Annotated in this window: 14 protein-coding genes; all 14 read right to left on the reverse strand. The window is 38.4% G+C overall.

Features of this window, described 5'->3' with window-relative positions; genetic code table 11:
* Window positions 1-226: 226 nt before the first annotated feature.
* On the reverse strand, window positions 227-1792 hold the full coding sequence (locus ABD009_RS01490; protein ID WP_343822266.1) for an amidase: 1566 nt from the start codon (window positions 1790-1792) through the stop codon (window positions 227-229).
* Between the two features lie 67 nt (window positions 1793-1859).
* Entirely contained in the window at window positions 1860-2462 is a 603-nt protein-coding gene (locus tag ABD009_RS01495) for an HD domain-containing protein (protein ID WP_343822267.1), read from the reverse strand.
* Window positions 2459-3037, reverse strand: coding sequence for a thymidine kinase (locus ABD009_RS01500; protein WP_343822268.1), 579 nt, complete (start codon window positions 3035-3037; stop codon window positions 2459-2461). Before ABD009_RS01500 ends, ABD009_RS01495 begins: the two co-directional genes overlap by 4 nt.
* An 82-nt stretch (window positions 3038-3119) precedes the next feature.
* Window positions 3120-4157 carry an esterase-like activity of phytase family protein gene (locus tag ABD009_RS01505; RefSeq protein WP_343822269.1) on the reverse strand — a complete coding sequence of 346 codons (1038 nt, stop codon included), beginning with the start codon at window positions 4155-4157 and terminating at the stop codon, window positions 3120-3122.
* A gap of 201 nt (window positions 4158-4358) precedes the next feature.
* On the reverse strand, window positions 4359-4829 hold the full coding sequence (locus ABD009_RS01510; protein ID WP_343822270.1) for a Dps family protein: 471 nt from the start codon (window positions 4827-4829) through the stop codon (window positions 4359-4361).
* 102 nt (window positions 4830-4931) lie between these two features.
* Window positions 4932-6155: a phosphopentomutase gene (locus ABD009_RS01515; RefSeq protein ID WP_343822271.1), complete on the reverse strand. Its 1224-nt coding sequence runs from the start codon at window positions 6153-6155 to the stop codon at window positions 4932-4934.
* Window positions 6152-6691, reverse strand: coding sequence for a cell division protein ZapC domain-containing protein (locus ABD009_RS01520; protein WP_343822272.1), 540 nt, complete (start codon window positions 6689-6691; stop codon window positions 6152-6154). The genes ABD009_RS01515 and ABD009_RS01520 overlap by 4 nt, the downstream gene beginning before the upstream one ends.
* Window positions 6692-6761: 70 nt before the next feature.
* The gene (gene pyrD / locus ABD009_RS01525; RefSeq protein ID WP_343822273.1) at window positions 6762-7769 is read right to left on the reverse strand and encodes a quinone-dependent dihydroorotate dehydrogenase; all 1008 of its coding nucleotides are present in this window, start codon (window positions 7767-7769) and stop codon (window positions 6762-6764) included.
* An 81-nt stretch (window positions 7770-7850) separates the two neighbouring features.
* Window positions 7851-12680, reverse strand: coding sequence for an NAD-glutamate dehydrogenase (locus tag ABD009_RS01530; protein WP_343822274.1), 4830 nt, complete (start codon window positions 12678-12680; stop codon window positions 7851-7853).
* 232 nt (window positions 12681-12912) lie between these two features.
* Entirely contained in the window at window positions 12913-15219 is a 2307-nt protein-coding gene (locus ABD009_RS01535) for an efflux RND transporter permease subunit (protein WP_155694642.1), read from the reverse strand.
* A 14-nt stretch (window positions 15220-15233) separates the two neighbouring features.
* On the reverse strand, window positions 15234-16259 hold the full coding sequence (locus ABD009_RS01540; RefSeq protein ID WP_343822275.1) for a WD40/YVTN/BNR-like repeat-containing protein: 1026 nt from the start codon (window positions 16257-16259) through the stop codon (window positions 15234-15236).
* A gap of 88 nt (window positions 16260-16347) precedes the next feature.
* Window positions 16348-17709 carry a DUF1329 domain-containing protein gene (locus ABD009_RS01545; RefSeq protein ID WP_343822276.1) on the reverse strand — a complete coding sequence of 454 codons (1362 nt, stop codon included), beginning with the start codon at window positions 17707-17709 and terminating at the stop codon, window positions 16348-16350.
* A gap of 13 nt (window positions 17710-17722) precedes the next feature.
* Window positions 17723-19801, reverse strand: a complete 2079-nt coding sequence (locus tag ABD009_RS01550; protein WP_343822277.1) for a DUF1302 domain-containing protein — start codon at window positions 19799-19801, stop codon at window positions 17723-17725.
* Window positions 19802-19968: 167 nt separating this feature from the next.
* A complete protein-coding gene (locus tag ABD009_RS01555; protein ID WP_343822278.1) occupies window positions 19969-20196 on the reverse strand; it encodes a DUF2835 family protein in 228 nt (75 codons plus the stop codon).

The raw sequence follows: 20196 nt of genomic DNA on the forward strand, positions 1-20196 counted from the left end.
AGTCGCACAATATACGTTCAAATTTTAAGATAGCAGACTAGCAAAACGGAATATTTGCTACTGTTTGGTTGGGCGAGCATACTACCACCACTTCCCTATTTGGGGAAGTGGTTTTGTAATAAAAGTGAAAGAAAATAGTCTTAAAAGTGTCTAAATTAGCTAAAAAGTGTATTAATGCAGTAATTTATAAGAAAAACTTCTTGGCCATGCAGTAACAAGCCACTGTTTACATTAATTTTTCTAGCGTTTCAGCTATATTAATTGCTTTGCTGTCTTCCCCTCCGCTCGTCATAATCGACAGACCGATAGGTAAACCGTGTAATTTTCCAGCCGGAATTGTAATGTGAGGGTAGCCAGAAATAGCTGAAAATGTAGATACGCCGCCATTACTATGATCGCCATTAATTAAATCTATTTTCCAAGCTGGGCCTCTAGTTATTGCAATTAATGCATCAAGTTTATGTTCTTTTAAAAGAGCATCAATACCTTCTTTACCTGTAACTCGAAGCAACTTTTTCCTTAAATTTTTATATTTTTGAGTAGCCATTCCTTCAGTTGCCTGTGACTTAACAAAAATTTCCTGGCGAAAATATTTCATCTCAAGATCGGCATTGTTGTTATTAAACTTAATGACATCTTCTAGCGTCAGCATATTGAGGTTATTAGGTGTATCGTTGGGTAAGTTTGCAAAGTAATGATTAAGGGATGTCTTAAATTCTCGTAATAGCTGAGTATATCCATCGCTCCAAAACCCGTTATAAGTTTCAAAGCTTAAAGCTGTTACAAGAGTAACGCCGTTTTTTTTCATACGTTGTTGTAACGCTTCAGATAGCTCTTTAACTTGTTCATGATCTTCAGCCCCGCTAACTAATAAACCTAGGCGTAAAGTTTCTATTTTTGGTTGACGCTTTGATTCAACTACTTCAATTATGGTTTTTGATTTAGTAATTAGGTCTTTTTCGTCAGGACCTTGCATTGCCATTAATACTAAACGTGCGTCTTCCACACTTTTAGCCATTGGACCTGCTGTGTCTTGGGCAGGGGAAATAGGCACTATACCAAATCTACTTACAAGCCCCACTGTAGGCTTTATACCCACAACACCGTTTACCGCAGCAGGACATGTAATGGAACCATTTGTCTCAGTACCGATAGCAGCTATAGCAAAATTAGCCGCAATAGCAGCACCTGAACCAGAGCTCGAACCACAAGTTGTTCGTGTTACATCATGTGGGTTTTTAGTTTGACCACCTATTGCACTCCACCCACTTGAAGAGCGTTCTGAACGAAAGTTAGCCCACTCACTTAAATTTGTTTTCCCAAGTATTATTGCCCCTGATGCTCTTAAGTACTCGGTAAGTGTTGCATCTCTATTCGTTTGGTTGTCTTTGAGTACTAACGAACCTGCAGTGGTAGGCATTTCCATCGCTTCTATATTATCTTTGAGCAGAATAGGCATACCGTATAAAATAGGTAATTTTTTAGTATAACGACTTAAGTTCCTGTCGAGCTTTTCTGCGATGGATAATGCATCAGGGTTTATAGCGATAATACTATTATACTTGTGGTCTTCTTTTTCTATTTTGTCTATATAAAACTGGGTAAGTTGTTTGCTGGTGAAAACACCCTGTTTCATGAGTTCTTGAAGTTCAACGATCGTTTTTGTAGCGGTTAGCGTTTCAAGTGTATTGTCATTGTTCGAATGCACAGGATGACTAAAAGAAAGCAGCGATAGCATCGACAATGTCACGATTAATAGTGTTTTTTTTGTAACTTTTGAAAGCAGGCTCATAAATATCCCTTGTTTTTTTTCTTAACATAGCAAGGGATAAAAGAGAGTGCAATTTTCCTACAGTTGATTATTCGTTTAATAACCAACCATTATCTGTCGCTTTATTTATTTGTTTTTCTACATAATTCCAAAGACTATCAGAAACCTCTTTTAATCCAATGTTTCTATCTAAAACTTGAGAGCGTTTAACTTTGTTTGCAGCCCAACTTCCGCCATTATTTTGCATGTTTTGTACTAATGGCAATATTCTATCAATTGCCTTTGCAAATTTTGCGTTGTTCGTAGAGGACTCTTCGAATTCATTAAACAAACCTAGATAAAAATCCCTTTGCGGATCTGGTAAAATACCAAAAATTCTTTTTGCAGCTTTTTCTTCTAATTCAAACTGAGCATCAAGTTGCTCTTGAGGTGCAAAGGCAAATGTATCACCCGCGTCTATTTCGACGATATCGTGAATCAATAACATCTGCGTAACACGCATAATGTCTACTGGATAATTGACATGACTTTCCAATACTTGTGCAGCCATGCATATATGCCAGCTATGCTCCGCACTATTTTCGTATCGATTATTATCAGCTTTTATTAATGCTTTGCGCTTTACCGCTTTTAGTAAGTCCATTTCATGAATGAATAAAAACTGTTGATTTAGATCTAATGGCGTGTTCATTGCTTTAATGCTTCTTTGTAGTGTTTACGACATACTGAAACGTAACGTTCGTTGCCACCAATCTGAACTTGGTCGCCATCTGCAATTGCGGTGCCCTGCTCATCAGTTCTTAAAACCATGTTAGCTTTACGTCCGCAATGACATACCGTCTTTAATTCGACTAGCTTGTCTGCCCATGCTAATAAATACTGCGCGCCTTCAAATAACTCGCCCCTAAAATCTGTTCTTAAACCGTAACATAAAACAGGAATATTATAGACGTCGACCACCTCAGTGAGCTGATGTACTTGTTCTTTCGTTAAAAACTGGCACTCATCAACCATCACGCAGTCTAATTTTTGTGACTCTTTTAATTTACTAATCACTTCAAACAAATTGCTGCTCGCTTTATAAACATGAGCTGGAGCTTCAAGTCCGATTCTAGACGTTACTTTGCCTATCTCATATCGATTATCAATTGCCGCCGTAAAAATAACAGGCTCCATGCCTCTTTCTTTATAATTAAACGATGATTGTAAAAGTGTTGTGGACTTCCCTGCGTTCATTGCAGAATAGTAAAAATACAGCTGCGCCATTTTTAGCTCATACCATTTTAAAAATTTGACGTGATGCTACTGAATAAACAAACAAATTAAAAGTTAAAAAATATGGATTTAATTATTGGTGACTAAGTAGTTTATTGACTTCGAAGCCAATAAATAGCGTTTTTTGCCTTTCTCTACCTTTTTCTTCGACATCTTTAGTATGCCAATCTCCGTTGTCATCAGAAACTAAGTAAATCCATTCCTTTCCATTTGCAGTACAAGACGCCATACCTTCAAAATTATCATAACCTAGTTCTGTTCGATCAAATAGGCTAACACTCGAAAGTTCATTGGATGTTTTTAACGATTTCTGATCTAAAAGCGATAGCCTTAAACGAGAACCTTTTGCTCCTAACCAATCTTTTTCAAGTACTATTATCTCTCCACTTTGCAAGGTGGTGATGTCCTTTGGGCTCGAAACTGCTCTATAGTTTGTACTTATAGCATCGCCCTGCTTATCAATAATTTGAACGGGAACAACGTTATCACTTAGCTTAAACTTTTCCCACATAGACAAAATACTACCATCTCCAGTAATGGTAATTGACTCTAAACCAGCATTCCCCTGCCCTAATTGTGGTTGTTTATAAGCTATGGTAGGTGTGGCCATTAGAGCACTTCTTATTTGAGTAACTGATGGCTTAGGCTGATACGCGTTATTAAAACTATATTTTAATAGGTTACCTGTGTCGTCCAACGACAGCAGTAAACCATTGTTATGCCAAACAACAGATTCAGCCGCTCCTCTTAATACGCTTCCATCTAGTGCCTTTAGTTGACCAGAATAGACAACGTTGATTGATTTAATGCGGCCTGTTTGATCCAAAATATTTTTAGTTTCAAACCATTTTGACTTTGAAACAGGCTGTTCTTTAAGATCGCCCTCTGATACTTGACTATAGTCAGAAATAAACCACGTTGTTTTACAGTCTTTAGACAACCACATAGCGCTGAAGCCACCGCTCTCTCTACGATTTCTGTGGTTTAAAACGAGTGCTTGCTCGATACCCGGAAGTAAAATAGTTCCAGAGTAAAAAGGCTTTACTTCTGTTTCTGCATAGGTTGTTAATGTAGTAAATATTGATATAGATAAAAGGCTGGACAGGATCACATTAATACTCAAGGTTTTGTTTTAAATTACGATAATCAAAGTATATTAAAAATTAATTATATTAAAATTTAATTTGATTTGATTTGATTTGATTTGACTTGAAGCAGCATAAACAACTTTATTAACGTGACTGTAGGTAAATTTAAGAGAGTTTAATAATAAAAAAGCGGCTTTCGCCGCTTTAACATACTGTATTAAAGACTATTTTCGTGTTGCTCTCAACATCCATGAGTTTTTCTCATGGACCCTCATTCTATCGCCAACCAACGCTGCTGTTGACTCATCATCTGCGTCTTGGGCAGTTTTAAGCACTTTTCTGGCAGTTTGAACTACTTGTTCATGACCCTTCGTCAGTAAATCTACCATTACACCCGCTTCAGGTACGCCATCAACTTCTTCTATTGAACTCAAACGTGCAAACTCTTTATATGTGCCAGGCGCTGCAAAATCTAACGTTCTAATACGCTCTGCAATGTCATCTACAGCAAGAGCAAGATCTTGATAGTGCTCTTCAAACATTAAATGTAACTCTCTAAATTGAGGACCAGTTACGTTCCAATGAAAATTATGTGTTTGAAGGTACAGTGTGTATGAATCAGCCAATAGCTTCTTTAAACCTTCTGCAATATTACTTCTGTCTTCGGCATTAATTCCTATATTAATGTCAGTCATTGTATCTCCTTTGCATAGTGTTTCGAAATAACAGTATTGTTATACTCATATTAAATACATGGGGATCAGTTTGTTAACTTCAACCACGTTTTTAACTTTAGTTCAATTTGACTCGTCGCTAACTAAATTATTCAAAAAACTTTCTCCATGGGACATTTTTTCTAACGCGAAAAATTCCGATATGGTTTGTCCCATGTCTGCGAACGTCGATCTTTGTCCTAAAGGAGTATCACCTAACCCTTTTATATAAGCCAATATAGGAACGTACTCTCTCGTATGGTCTGTACCTGGCCAGCTAGGGTCGCAACCATGATCAGCCGTAATTAATAAAATGTCGTCCTGTTTTAAGGCAGCCAAGATGTCCGGGATACGAGTATCAAAATATTCTAGTGCGCCTGCATAACCGGTAATGTCGCGTCGGTGACCAAAGTCTTGATCGAAGTTCACTAAGTTGGTAAAGATTATCCCTTCATTGTCCATGCCATTCATTTCAGAAATCGTTGTATCTATGAGCGCTTCTAAACCGTTTGCTTTTAGTGACTTTGAAATACCTTGATGGGCATAAATATCCGATATTTTCCCTATACTTATCACTTCTTTGCCACAATCGAAAACTTTATCAAGTACCGTTTTTGATGGCGGCAATACCGAGTAATCTCTTCTATTACCAGTTCTTTTAAACTCGCTTGGTGATTCGCCTAAAAATGGTCTAGCTATAACACGACCAATGTTATATTTGTCTAATAGTTCACGTGCAACTTCACAAAACTCATAAAGCTTATCTAAACCAAAATGCTCTTCATGGGCTGCAACCTGAAAAACACTATCTGCACTGGTATAACAAATTGGCTTTCCACTTTGTATGTGCTCTTCCCCATGCCAGGACAACACATCAGTGCCCGGCGCATGACAGTTCCCTAGTATTCCTGGAACACCCGTTTTAGCAATCAGTTCTTCTATAAACTCCGGAGGAAAACTATTTGTCTTATCCTTAAAATATCCCCAATCAAAAAGCACTGGTACACCTGCCATTTCCCAATGACCACTAGGTGTATCTTTACCCGTTGAAATTTCTTGCATATGTCCGTAAGCACCATTGATCGAATATGAAGGGAATTGGTCAAACTTTACATTCTTAGCAGTTTCACAGGCCTTTATGAGACCAAGCTTAGCTAAATTTGGCATATTCATTACGTGGTTGTGCTTTTCCAGCATGTGCTGATAAATATGGAACAGTGTGTTCGAACCTTGATCGCCAAATGCGTCAGCATCCGCTGAACTGCCAATACCTAAACTATCTGCTACTAAAATTATAACTCGACTCATAGTTGGTCTGCCTTTAATTCAATTAAGGTGGGGGTTAACCGATCATTATGGACTTTAAGAGTTTGTCCTTGAAAAATCACTCTCGAATCTGAGATTTGATGACGGTTACTCGCTAATATTACATCCGACGTTTCGTGGTCAGTATCTAACACTAGATATATGGCTTCATCTGTTGCTTTCAAGGCAACCCAATCGCCTTGCTTGACTTTTCCTATGCCAACGCTAGAAGCAGGATGAAAAAGCCAACTTTTTGCTGCTAAGGGTTTTAAATATTGGCTTGCGATGGTTGCGTTTATAGCTAATGTAAAAGCTTGCTCTTCATCAAAGGGAGTATATGAAAATTTATCTCTAAATAGACTATACAAAAACGCATCGGATGTTGAAAAAGGTTGTTCATGTAAGTCATAACTCAACAGTTCAGAAATCTTAAAAACCGTTGGAAAATTAACTCCAGCAGCGAGTTCCAAACACACTTTTTGAGTATCAAAATTAGTAACCCACCGCCAGTGAACGCCTTTTTTATCCTTTTTATCCAAACCTACACCCTTGGTCAACTAAATAAAAACTGATAACCAGAGTATTGAGTGTACTTGTTACTGTCAACCGTTAAAGGCCTTCAACAATATCCTTAACCAGTTTAGGTCCTTGATAAATAAAACTAGAATATACTTGAACCAAGCTTGCACCTGCCTTTATTTTTTCCTGAGCAGCTGCAGGACCATCTATACCGCCAACGCCTATGATAGGTATTTCGGTATTAATAGCTCTAATTTTTCTTATGATTTCTGTACTCATGTCTTTTACCGGCATACCACTCAAACCGCCGCTTTCTTCCGCGTGATCCAAACCTTTTACAGCATCTCTTGAGAGTGTTGTGTTTGTTGCGATTATGCCATCCATTTTCTGACTAACGATGCAATTTACCACTTGTTCTACTGCTATGTCGTCCATGTCTGGTGCTATTTTTACCAGGACAGGTACGTATTTATTAAACTTAGTTTGCAATTCTAATTGAGTCACTTTAACTGCCGACAATAAGACCGTTAGTGAGTCTCCAAATTGCAAATCTCTTAAACCTGGTGTATTTGGTGAAGAAATGTTTACCGTTATATAGTCGGCATATTCATAAACTTTGTGCATACACTTAACATAGTCTTCGTGCCCTAATTCGTTTGGAGTGTCTTTATTTTTGCCTATATTAATGCCCAAAATACCTTTGTAATTCGAGTTTTTGACATTTTTTATTAACTCATCAACACCACCGTTGTTAAAGCCCATACGATTAATAATTGCATGTTTTTCTGGCAGTCTGAAGATGCGTGGTTTCTCATTTCCAGGTTGAGCAAGCGGTGTTATCGTTCCAATTTCTATAAACCCAAACCCCATTTGTGCAAACGCGTCAATGCATCGGCCGTTTTTATCTAAGCCGGCCGCTAATCCAACGGCATTTGGAAAAGTAAGGCCAAATAATTTTATAGGTTTATCAGGGACTGTTTGCTTCCATATCAAACTAAGTGGGGTATTTGCAAAACGTTGAAAGTTATTAAGCGCAAAATCATGTGCCCATTCTGGATCTTGAGTAAACATAAATTTTTTGGCTAATTCAAACAGCATGATTTTTCCTATATATAGTGGGAGCAGATAAAAAAACGCCCCGATTAGTCGAGGCGTATTTTAAGTTAGATTACGGTAAAGTTAAACCGCACTTTCGCAGTGATGACTCAATAACATTAACTCTCTTAATGCAACAGAGAATTTAGCGAACTCATGACTTTCGGTAGTTTTAAACTCCGCAATCATATGCTGCCAACGACCTAGAATGTGCTCATACGAAGCCATCCACTCGTCATAAATAACATCAAGGTCTTTGCTTTCAGAATTAAAGTGTAAAACCGTTGCAGTTAATGCTCTTTGTTGCCAATCTAATTCTTCGCGATAACTCGCTCTAGCTAACGCTTGCCAATGATTACCAACAGGCTGATTAGTGATTTGATCTAGGAACCAATGCAAGCCAAGGTCAGAGCCTAAACGGAAGTATAATGTAGCAACTTCTTTTACATCACGTTCAGTATTAGCTGCTACGTCCGCAATATCCATTACAGAGAATATTGAAGAAAGCTGGGCTACATAAGCAGCAACTTCTGTTGGTACGCCTTCTCTTTCAAAGCTTTGCTGCGCATCAGACAACTGCTTTTTCTCTTTTTCAACTAAGTAATCACCTAACGTCGTAGTTAATTGATCAAAGCTAGTTTTGTAATGTGCAATAGTTTCACTTAAATCTAATGCTTTATTTCTATGACGCAAGAACCAACGAGAAGCACGGCGAACAGTACGACGCAATTGATGAAGCATTTCTGTCTGAACAATTGCTGGTACTTTATTGTCTAATGCTTCTATTTCTTTCCATATTCTTGGCATATCGAAGATTTCACGGGCCATAACATAGCAGGTAAGTACTTCATCTATCGTTGCGCCCGTTTCTTCTTTCATTCTAACAACAAAATTAAGGCCCATATCATTAACCACTTCGTTGGCTAATTTTGTAGCAATAATTTCTTTACGTAACGGATGCAGTTGAATTTGCTCCGCATACTTTTCTTGAAGCTTCGGTGGGAAGGCCTCAATCAAAAGTGGAATGTAATATGGATTTTGGTCAATTTCTTCTATGGCAAACTGCTCTTTAAGAATCATTTTTCCATAGGCTACAAGTACAGACAACTCAGGTCTTGTAAAACCTTTACCTTTAGCTTGGCGCTCAGCTAATTCTTCATCATTTGGTAAGAACTCTAAGTCACGGTCTAATTTACCAGACTTTTCAAGTTCATGAATAAAGCGAAGTTGCTCTTTTAATAAGCTAACACCTTTAAGTTCTGTAATTGAGATTGTGTGAGTTTGTCTGTAACAGTCTTTAAGAACTATTTTAGAAACATCATCAGTCATATCATAAAGTAACTGATCGCGATGCTTTTTCGTAAGTTCGCCTTCATTCACCAATTGGTTAAGAAGGATCTTAATATTTACTTCGTTATCCGAACAATCTACACCACCAACATTATCAACAAAGTCGGTGTTGATACGGCCACCGTGTTGAGCAAACTCTATACGGCCTAACTGTGTTAAACCTAGGTTACCGCCTTCACCAAATACTTTAGCTTTAAGTTCTGAACCATTAATACGCAATGCATCATTAGCTCTATCTCCTACTTGCGCATCAGTTTCAGACTTAGCTTTCACGTAAGTACCAATGCCACCGTTCCAAATTAAGTCAACTTGCATCGTTAATAATGCTTTAAGTAGGTCGTTTGGAGCCAAGCTAGCCTTTTTTGTACCTAACATCTTTTTCATTTCAGGCGTCAATGTTATTGACTTTGCACTTCTTGAGAAAATGCCACCACCTTCAGAAATAAGCGATTTATCATAATCTTCCCAAGAAGAACGAGGTAACTCAAACAAGCGTTGACGCTCAACATATGAACTTGCTGCATCTGGATTTGGATCTATGAAAATGTGCATATGGTTAAAGGCTGCTTGCAAGCGTGTATGTTTAGATAACAACATACCATTACCAAACACGTCACCTGCCATGTCGCCAATGGCAACACATGTAAAGTCTGTTGTTTGACAATCAATGCCCATTTCTCTGAAGTGACGTTTAACCGACTCCCAAGCACCGCGGGCTGTTATACCCATTTTCTTATGGTCATAACCAACACTTCCGCCAGAAGCAAAAGCATCTCCTAACCAAAAGTTATATTCATCAGAAATTGAGTTTGCAATATCCGAGAAAGTCGCTGTGCCTTTATCGGCTGCTACAACTAAGTAAGTATCATCTTCGTCATGACGAACAACATCTATTGGCGGTACAACTTCTCCATGTACGATGTTATCTGTTAGGTCTAACAAGCCACGGATGAAAATCCTGTAACACTCTTGCCCTTCTGCAAAAAATGCATCTCGGCCGCCATCTACAGGTTGCTGTTTACAAACGAACCCACCTTTAGAGCCATTAGGTACAATTACTGTATTTTTAACTTGCTGTGCTTTTACAAGACCTAAAACTTCTGTACGGAAGTCTTCCATACGATCAGACCAACGCAACCCACCACGAGCCACTTTGCCACCACGAAGATGCACACCTTCAATTCTTGGGCTGTAGACGAAAATTTCAAACTTAGGTCTTGGTAGTGGAACTTCCGGTATTTGCTCTGGAAGTAATTTAAATGAAATATATGGTTTGAACGCACCATCTTCCGCTTTTTGGTAGAAGTTAGTACGCAAAGTCGCGTCCATTAAAGTAATGTACAAACGAATAATTCTGTCATCATCCAAGTTAGCAACATCATCAAGTGCTACAAGTACTTTTTCTTTTAGCTTGTCATATTTCTTTTCACTAGATTTTTTAGGCTTAAATTTAAGCGTAAATAACTCAACTAATTGAGCAGCAATTTTTGGATAACGATCAAACGTTGATTCAATATAAGCTTGTGAAAACGTAACGCCAATCTGACGCATATACTTAGCGTAAGATCGAATGACTGACGCCTGACGTCCACTTAGCTTTGCGCCTAATATTAGTCGGTTAAAACCGTCATTTTCTAAGTTATTTTTCCAAACCGCATCAAATGCATTTTGGAATAGCTCTTGTGTAGTCTCAAAATCTGCATTATCACCGTTAGTTAAACGCATGGTGAAATCCATTATCCAGCTGGTTCCAGCTTCTGTTTTAACCTGGTACGGTGTTTCACCGATTACACGAAGGCCAAAGTTCTCTAAAATAGGCAATACATCTGAAAGGTGGATCGGTTCATCTTTATGGTACAAGCTCAGGCGAACAGCATTTTTATCAGACTCTTCTTGAGGTCGGTAAAACAACATGCTTAATTTGTTGTCGTCCGTTAAACTTTCCAAATGGTGGATATCTACCGTAGCCGTTGAAGGTAAAACTTGGTCTTTATAAGACGATGGGAACCCACTACCGTAACGAACGGCCAATTCTTTACCTTTAGCTCCGCCAAATGAGGTACTTAAAGCCGATGACAATTTGTCATCCCAAGTGCGTGCTGCTTCTATTAGGTTATTTTCAATATCTTTCACGTTAAGTTCTACATCCTGATCAGTGGCTCTGACAATATAATGCGTTCTCGCTAAAGGTGATTCCGAAAAGAAAGTATTAAATTCTACTTCACCATCGCTTTTCATCGCTTGCTGCAATACTCGTTGCGTTTCTCTTCTAAGCGCGGTGTTGTATCGCTCTCTGCGAACAAATACCATGCAAGAGTAAAATCGTCCAAATGAGTCTTTTCTAACAAAAACTTTAGTCATGTCACGTTCTTGCATTTGCAACACGCCTAAAGCGACTTCCATCAAATGCTGTTCCGAAGCCTGTATTAACTCATCTCTAGGGTAAGTTTCTAATACGTTTAATAGAGCCTTATAAGCATGACTGCCTTTTGCAAAGCTACTTTTTTCTGTAACTCTAGATAACTTTTGTTTCAACAGCGGAATATCTTTAACGCTCGAGTTATAGAAACTAGCTCCATATAAACCAATAAAGCGGTGCTCTCCTACAACTTTACCGCTGTCATCAAACATTTTTATACCAATGTAGTCCATATATGCTGGACGATGAACAGTGGATTTTGACACCGTTTTAGTAAGAACTAATAAATTGTTTGATAAAGCTTCTTGTCTGGATGCATTAGACAGTTCTGATAGAACTCGTGTTTTAGCTTCTCTGTTTTTTGTTAAACCAAGTGCAGAATCATCCACAGGAACAATTTCCGTGTCGCCTTCTACACCGGCTACCTTATATTGGCGGTAACCCATTAACGTAAAGTTATGATCAGCTATCCAGTTTAAAAAATCGATACTTGTTTTTAGGCTTGATTGGTCTGCAAATTTAGAATCTTTTGCTTCATCAATACAAGCTTGTAATTTTTTCTGAATAGGTTTCCAGTCTTGTACTGCTATTGAAACATCTGATAAAACAGATTCTAAGTTTTGCGTTATCGCTTTAACTTGTTTTGTTTCAGCTTGTCTATCAATTTCAATTAAGAAAACCGTTTGAGTATGTGTCGTTTTATCTTTTGACTTCAAGTCAACAAAGCTATCAACGTTACCTTTTTTATCACGGTTTACTTTAATAGGTGTATGGATTAATAAATGAGACGTTATATTAAGACGATTTAATGCCATACGGACTGAGTCGACAAGAAACGGTAAGTCGTTAACCACAATTTGTACAATTGTATGTTCAGATTCCCATCCGTGCTTGCCCAACTCAGGGTTAAACACACGAATGAAGGGTTGGCCTGTGTTAGCTTCGCTAAATGCATTAAATAAGCTTAACGCTGCACCATAAAGTTCCACGTCAATTCTTTTTTCTAAGTCTTGTTGAGAAATGTTTTCGAATAAAATGGATGCAAATTGTTCGACGTGAGCTTGACGCTCTAAAGGCAATTTTTCTTCTATGAGCTTAGAAACATTTTTAAGGATCACAGACGAGGAATTACGTAACAAGGTCATTACAGTTTCCTTTTAAGATATTAAGTGCTGATATTTGTAATATTTTTTTGATACCAACAAGTGTAGCCCTTATTCTTACGTAATTAAAATGAAATTTTTCAATGTCTTCCTATAATACAACTGCTCTGATGAGCTGAGTAGGCAGTTATGCAAATCTAATAAATAAAAAAGCGACTTTACGTCGCTTTTTTATTTATTTATGCAGTTGTTTCATAACAACTATTTTATGGTTTTATGACTCTTTATTGTTGTCACGCCATAAAATTGAAGCTAACGCCGGCAATACTATTATTGCACCCAACATGTTGACCAAAAACATAAATGTTAACAAAATCCCCATATCAACTTGGAACTTAAGCGCCGAGAATACCCAAGTACTCACACCAATTGCCAATGTAAGTCCGGTAAATAGTACTGCACTGCCTCTTTCTTTTAACGCATTAAAATAAGATGTACGCAGCGATGAACCATTTCGCAAAGACTCGACCATCGTAGATAGTATATAGATTCCATAATCAACACCGATACCTACACCCAAAGCGATAACAGGCATAGTGGAAACCGTCAGACCGATTTCCAAATAAGTCATTAGGGCTTGCGCTAATGTTGACACCACAAATAATGGTAACACTACTGCAACGGTTGCTTTGACCGATCTGAAGCTCAATAAGCAAAGAACAACAACCGCACCATACACATACCAAAGCATAGGTACTTGTGCCGCTGAAACCGCTTCATTTGTTGCAGCCATTACACCAGCAGAGCCAGAGGCTAACCTAAATGTAACTTCGTCATTTTGAAGTTCATCTCTCGCCGCTTTAACTTCATTAACAATACGCTCAATTGTTTCCGCTTTGTGATCTTCAAGGAATAGAATTATAGGCATAACGCTACAGTCTCTATTCAAAAGACCTGTGCTTGTTTCAATTCTGGCAGTGGACTGAACTAAGGAATTAGTATTTCTTGGTAATGAACGCCATTTTAAATTGCCTTCATTAAAGCCTGTATTTACTACTTTTGCTACTGACGATAGGCTAACTGCAGACTGAACACCCTCTACATTTTCTAAGCGCCACTGGAACTGGTCAATTTGGTTCATTACCGAGTGATAAGTACAACCACTTTCTTTAGTTTCTACAATGACTTTTAAAATATCAGTGGATATCGCATAACGGTCCGTAATTAAAAAAGTATCTTGGTTATAGCGTGAATCAGCATGCAGCGCTGGAGCACCGGCTTGCATATCACCAATCTTCATATCTTGGCTTTTTACATAACCAAATACATAAAGCAAAGCGGTAACAGCCAAAATAGAGTACGCGACTTTTGGTTTAGTAAAAGATGACATCGCTCGCCAAATGTGGTCGTGCGTGCCTTCTGGCTGAGCTTTAAATTGCTTATCAAAATCAATATATGAGGCCAATACTGGCAGTAAAAATAAGTTAGTAAGAATGATGATGGCAACACCAACACTCGCTGTAATTGCTAACTCTCTAATAATACCGATATCGATGTTAAGTAAAGTTAAAAAACCAACTGTATCCGACAGCAACGCTATCCCGCCAGGAATTAGCAATTTAACAAAACTAGCGCAACTTGCTTCTCTAGCTGTCATGCCCTCGTGAACACGTTTACCTATTGAGTTAATCATTTGCACGCCATGGCTAACACCAATCGCAAAGACTAAAAATGGCACCAAAATAGACATAGGGTCTAAACCAAACCCTAAAGTATTAAGCATACCGAGTTGCCATACTACCGCCATAAATGAGCAAACAATAGGAAGTACTGTTAATAACAATGAGCGACAGAAAATCCAAACCATTAATGAAGTGATTGCAATAGCAATGGCAAAAAAGACAACTACATCTTTCGCACCAGTAGCTACATCGCCAATCATTTTAGCAAAGCCAATGATATGAATAGAGATATTCTCATCTTCAAACTTTTCTCTTATCTGCTTCTCTAATTCATTAGCTAAGGCAATACTGTCTAGACTTTCACCTGTATCAGGGTTTTTCTCTAGAAGTTGACTTGAAACCATGGCACATGAATAGTCATCAGAAACGCTTCGACCAACAATACCGGCCTTCTCAACGTTTTGTTTAACCGTAGCTAAACCCTGTTTGTCAGCTTGAAAGTCTGCCGGAATTACTGGTCCGCCGGCAAATCCATCTTCAACCACTTCAATAAATCGTGTGCTTGGCGAGTACAAAGAATTTACGAGTGTTCTATTTATTCCAGGTATAAAGAATAACTGATCATGAACACCTTTAAGTGCTTCAAAGAACTCAGGATTAAATATGTCACCTTCTTTATCACACACAGAAATGTAGACGGTATTTGCGCCTCCAAACTCTTCGCTATACTGTACATATGTCTGCATGTATTCGTGTTGAAGCGGTATGTTTTTATTAAATGACGCATCCAAATGGATGTTTGACGCTTGAAAACCTAAAACGGCGGTAAAAAACGCAAAAGCCAATATGACTAATGGTCTTTGTCTAAACAAAAATGTTTCTAGTGAATGAATTAACATTTATGAAGGTCTCTTTACTTAAGTGTTGCTAGTGGAATAAATTTAATGCCTGCTTCAGTAGCAAGTACAAGATTACTGTTTTTTACAACACCAGACATCACCGCCTTGCCGTCGTCAAATACATAGTGTTTAAAATCTTCGCCATTGGCAGAGAAATACAAATTGCCAGAGTTAGCAAATAAAAATACTGTCTCTTTATAAACTAAAATATCATTAATAGTGGCTTTCCCATCCATAGAAAAAGCCTGCCACGCACCTGAAGATTCCTCAAATACGTTGCCTCGTAGGCCTGCTATAACTAAATTTTCTTGTTCATTTTTAGTTAATGAAAAAAATGAACCATAATAATCTACATCCAACTTTTCCCAATCATTACCTTGATTTGAGCTTTGTGCGACAAAGCCTGCTTCACCTGCCAAATACCAGTTAACCCCTGATAAATACACATCATTAAAGTGCGGTAACAGGTATTGTTTTTCGATTTCGTATAATTCCGGATCAGATTCTTTTATTTCTAGCAAAAACTCTCTGTCTTCTTTAAACAATAACTCGTCATGAAACTCTTGGGTCCAAGTATTTCCGCTGTCTTTACTTTGCCAAAATAAACCATAAGCACCAACAGCGACCACTTCTTTACCAAAAGACTTAACGGCTAATAATGGTCTGTCTAATTCAGGTTGATAATTTAATAGTGTCCAGGATTCGCCACCATCTGTAGTTTTTAAAATTGTTGCGTCGTGTCCTACTGCAAACCCGACTTTTTCACTAGAAAACGAAATCGAGGTTAATAATACATTTACTGGTACTTTTGCTTGAGTCCAGTCAGTACCATTTTCTGAGTAAATAATGTGTCCACGCTCGCCTAACGAAAATAGCCTTGAGCCCACGCTGGTGATATCTGTTAGTAGCTTTTTATCTGCCAGAGAACTTATCACTGCTGGAGTAGCGGTCTGTGAAACTTTTAAAGACGCTACTGCGTCAGTCATCCCTAATAAGGTTGAGGAGAGAAGAATAAGAGAATAAAGGGAGGTTTTGGTCATAAAATTCTTAATATGTAAATGTTATTAATTAATCGGTTTAAAGTAAAAACGGCTGGACAAGCCAACCGTTTTTTTAGTCTAGCTTATATTATCGGTTTGAGCGACGAAGTGCTGCTGCCGTATAATCACTAGAGCTTTGTTTAGTTTGGAAGTCATACATTTTTTCTTCGTTATCCAAACCAATTGCGATATAGCGTCTTGAATTCAAGTCGTAATAAGCATCCAAAGTACTCCAATGTGTAGGTACTTCGTAATAGTTAATACCATAAGCTACTGCTACACGATATAACTCATCACGGTTATCATACAAGTCAGCAATATGAATCTGCCATGAATCTTCGTCGATGTAGAAAGTACGCTTTTTATAAACATGACTGATACCATCTTTTAGCGTTGCTTCTACAACCCAAACACGGTGCTTTTCCCAACGAACTAGATCAGTATTAATATGACCTGGTTTGATGATGTCTTCATACTTAACTTCATCACTATGAAGTTTATAACTGTTGTATGGAATGAATACTTCTTTTTTGCCTTTCAATTCCCAGTTATAACGATCTGGTGCGCCGTTATACATATCGAAATCATCGGTTGTACGAAGACCATCAGACGCTGTTCCTGGTGCATCGTATGCTACGTTTGGTGCACGACGTACACGACGCTGACCAGAGTTATAAGTCCAAGCTTGACGAGGCTTTTTAACTTGGTCCATTGTTTCATGTACTAGTAAAGCAGTACCGGCTAATCGAGCTGGCTGAGTAACGTTCTGTTTAAAACGGAACAAAATGTTGCTTTCCTCTAGTGCTGCAGGTGTTGCATCTTCTCTAGAGTATTCAATTGAAATAGCTTCATCAAAACCGATATAAGTGAAATCACCATCAGCAGTTGGTGCAGCTTGTCCACCGTTACGGGTAGTTTGCTCACCACGGAAACGAAGAATATGGTTCCAGATAGCCTCTAGGCCATTTGCTGGTACTGGGAAAGGAACACCAATAGCTGCACCTTTAATACCGTTACCACCTTCCACTAACTCTGCGCGAGTCGCGTTTTCGATAGTTGCGTCATAAACATATTTAGGAAAAGAAGCTGTACGACGTGACTGATAAATATCCATTTTGTACGTGTCTGGATACGTTTCAAACATTTTTGTAATACCCGGAGTTAAAAACTCAGCGTATTTGTCTTTGTTTGCATTCGTCACTGTGTAAAGTACTTTATCACTTGAGAATGGGTCTGGGTGGTGCATTCCAACCGTATAGCCTGCTGGCGCAGACGTAATACCGCCTGTCCAAGCTGGGATTGAACCGTCTTTATTGGCTGCTTTAACTGCGCCAAGTGGCGTAAGCTCTGACTTAAGTTTAGCTGCATCAGCCTCAGATATTTTTGCATCGGCAGCAACTGACGTCAATGTCAGCGCTACTACAGATGATAATAATGTAATTTTATTCATTTACAGAAATCTCCTACAACGAATATTTAATATTGAAAGACACATAGTCACGATCTGAAGTTTGGTTCACTGTGCCTACACCGTCATAGAAAGTGTTGTAAGCAAAACCAAGAGACCATCTGCTTTGATAGTCTACTTCAACTGCAAAACTTGCAGACTTTTTGTCTTCATGGAAAAGGAACAACGGATCTGGCGTTATACCATCAACATCGTGAGAAAAAGTAATTTTAGGTTTTACGTTAAAAGAACCAAATACTCTGTTGATTTCACCAGCAAGAATAACTCTATAACCCCAAGCATCTTCAGTCGGGAAGTATTGCTCTGGAGCAGTACCGTTTTGAACACCATTTAATACACCAGCCGCCACTTCTTCCGTAGTTTGACCACTACGTTCTGTACCAGGTGCATTAAAACGCATTAATTCATGCGACGGCATATCAGGAATATTGACATAACCAATTTCAAATACGGCATTAAAATTATCTAGACCAAAACTAGGACCAAACGAGTGAATAGCCGTAGCTTGAGCTTGAATAGTATCTAAACGACAAAAACCGTCTGCAGTGGCACCTAAACTAGGGCTTTGAATGTCACAACCTTCAACTTCAGAACGACCATACTGAGAAAGACCATTCAATTCTGGACGAATTCCAGCATTTGCTAATTGTTGAGGCATTGCTGCAAATAGCAACTCTGCATCATCAATTTGAAGAGGTTCGCCTTCACGATATGAAATTTCACCAGCAACAGCGGTTGTACCAACTGTAGTATTAAAGCTGAAACCATACAGTTTAATGTCTTCTGGGAATACAATTACACCTTTAGTGAACGCATTTAGGTTATTAAACTGTTCCGTAGATAATCCACCACTACCTTGCGCAAGTGCCATTGTCTGGATGTCTGCACCAATAGCTTCAGAACTAAAGTCTGACGCTACACCTGAAATTAGAGGACGACGTGAGTGATAGTTAATGTAGTAAAAACCAAATTCTGTGTAATTTAAGTCTTCAGCAAACCAACCTAACTTAACACCGAACTGGCCATCATCACCTGCTTCTCTGTCGCTAGAGCTATCTCTGATTGCAAACTTAGTTGCATAACCTAGATACATTTGACCCAGTTGCTCCTGAGCTACTGCACCAGAAGCTGCCATCATACCAAGATCATTCAAACCAGCCATAAGGCCATCGCGGTCTAAGTCAGGGTTTGATGAGAAGTTCAACTGAATGTTATTGTGTTCACCACCGGCACCAGCAAAGTCATTTGTTGAGAAGTAAGAACCTGGCGCTGGTAGATGTGTTTTTTGCCACTCATATTGATAAAACGCTTCGATAGATACCGCATCATTAATACCAATATTCGCCCAAACCATACCAGTAGGTATAAATGCTTCTTTTAAATCCGCACCTGGCGCTTTCAAACGAGCGAAATCCACTGGGCTTACGTTAATACCATGAGGGATTAATGTGCTTTCACCCCAAGATAATACTTGTTCACCAACACGGATTGAAACCGGGTTTTGACCGTCATTAAAATCAAAGTCAGCAAAGAAGTATGCGTCTAGGAAACGGAAGTCTTCACAAACTAACTCTTTAGCTTCATCGTCACGACATACGTCAAATGACTCACCTGTTACCGAATTTTTATATTGCGTGCCTTCAGCAGCAAAGTCTTTATAGTACATAAAACTAACAACGGCGCCGTAATTATCAGCGCTTACTGTTAGTTCATGGAAGCCTTTTATGACTTCAGAAAATGATTCGCCAGCGTCATAATTTAGATTACCTAAATCACCGTTGGTAGAGTATGAGCCCATTTGAGCCCAAACGTCTGTGTTGGCATACAAAGGTGCATAACCTTTGTAACCAGACCAGTTGAATAATTGATTATTTGACTTACCAATATTGTTTTTGAAATCTCTATCTTCAATACGATATGCAGCACCGGCTGAGAATGTCGAATCGAATGAAACATCAAACTTGCCAACATTAAAGTTAGCTGCACTTGCGCCCATTGATTGCATTGCTAAAACTGCTGAAGCAACACTTATCGCCAATGGCTTGAGCGCAATCCTGCGTTCCCCTTTAGTCATATTTTTCTCCCCTGTCCTCGTTAGGTTTATTATTTTTTAATTATTGTGAGGATTAATTTTCGCTCATCGGATGAGCAAAATTATTATTAATAATTACACCAATTACTTAAGCGTGCAAGACCTAAGTTAAATTACATGCAACTAAAACTACCGTCTGTAGCTATTTTCTACGTTATTTTCTTCAACGCGATGAATTTATTACTCTCATTAAGATAAAGTTCAAACTTACCTTTCACACCTAAACTAGTAACAAACGGCCTAATATGGTGCGCTGGGAACTGCACACTTATGCCCACATCGGACATGACCTTTATTGAAGTATAAAGGCCTTGATAATATTCTTGGCATTCCCTGTGCGTTAAAAATAAGTTAAATCTAAAAACTCGACTTTTCAT

Source organism: Psychrosphaera haliotis, assembly GCF_039523615.1.
Taxonomy (GTDB): domain Bacteria; phylum Pseudomonadota; class Gammaproteobacteria; order Enterobacterales; family Alteromonadaceae; genus Psychrosphaera; species Psychrosphaera haliotis.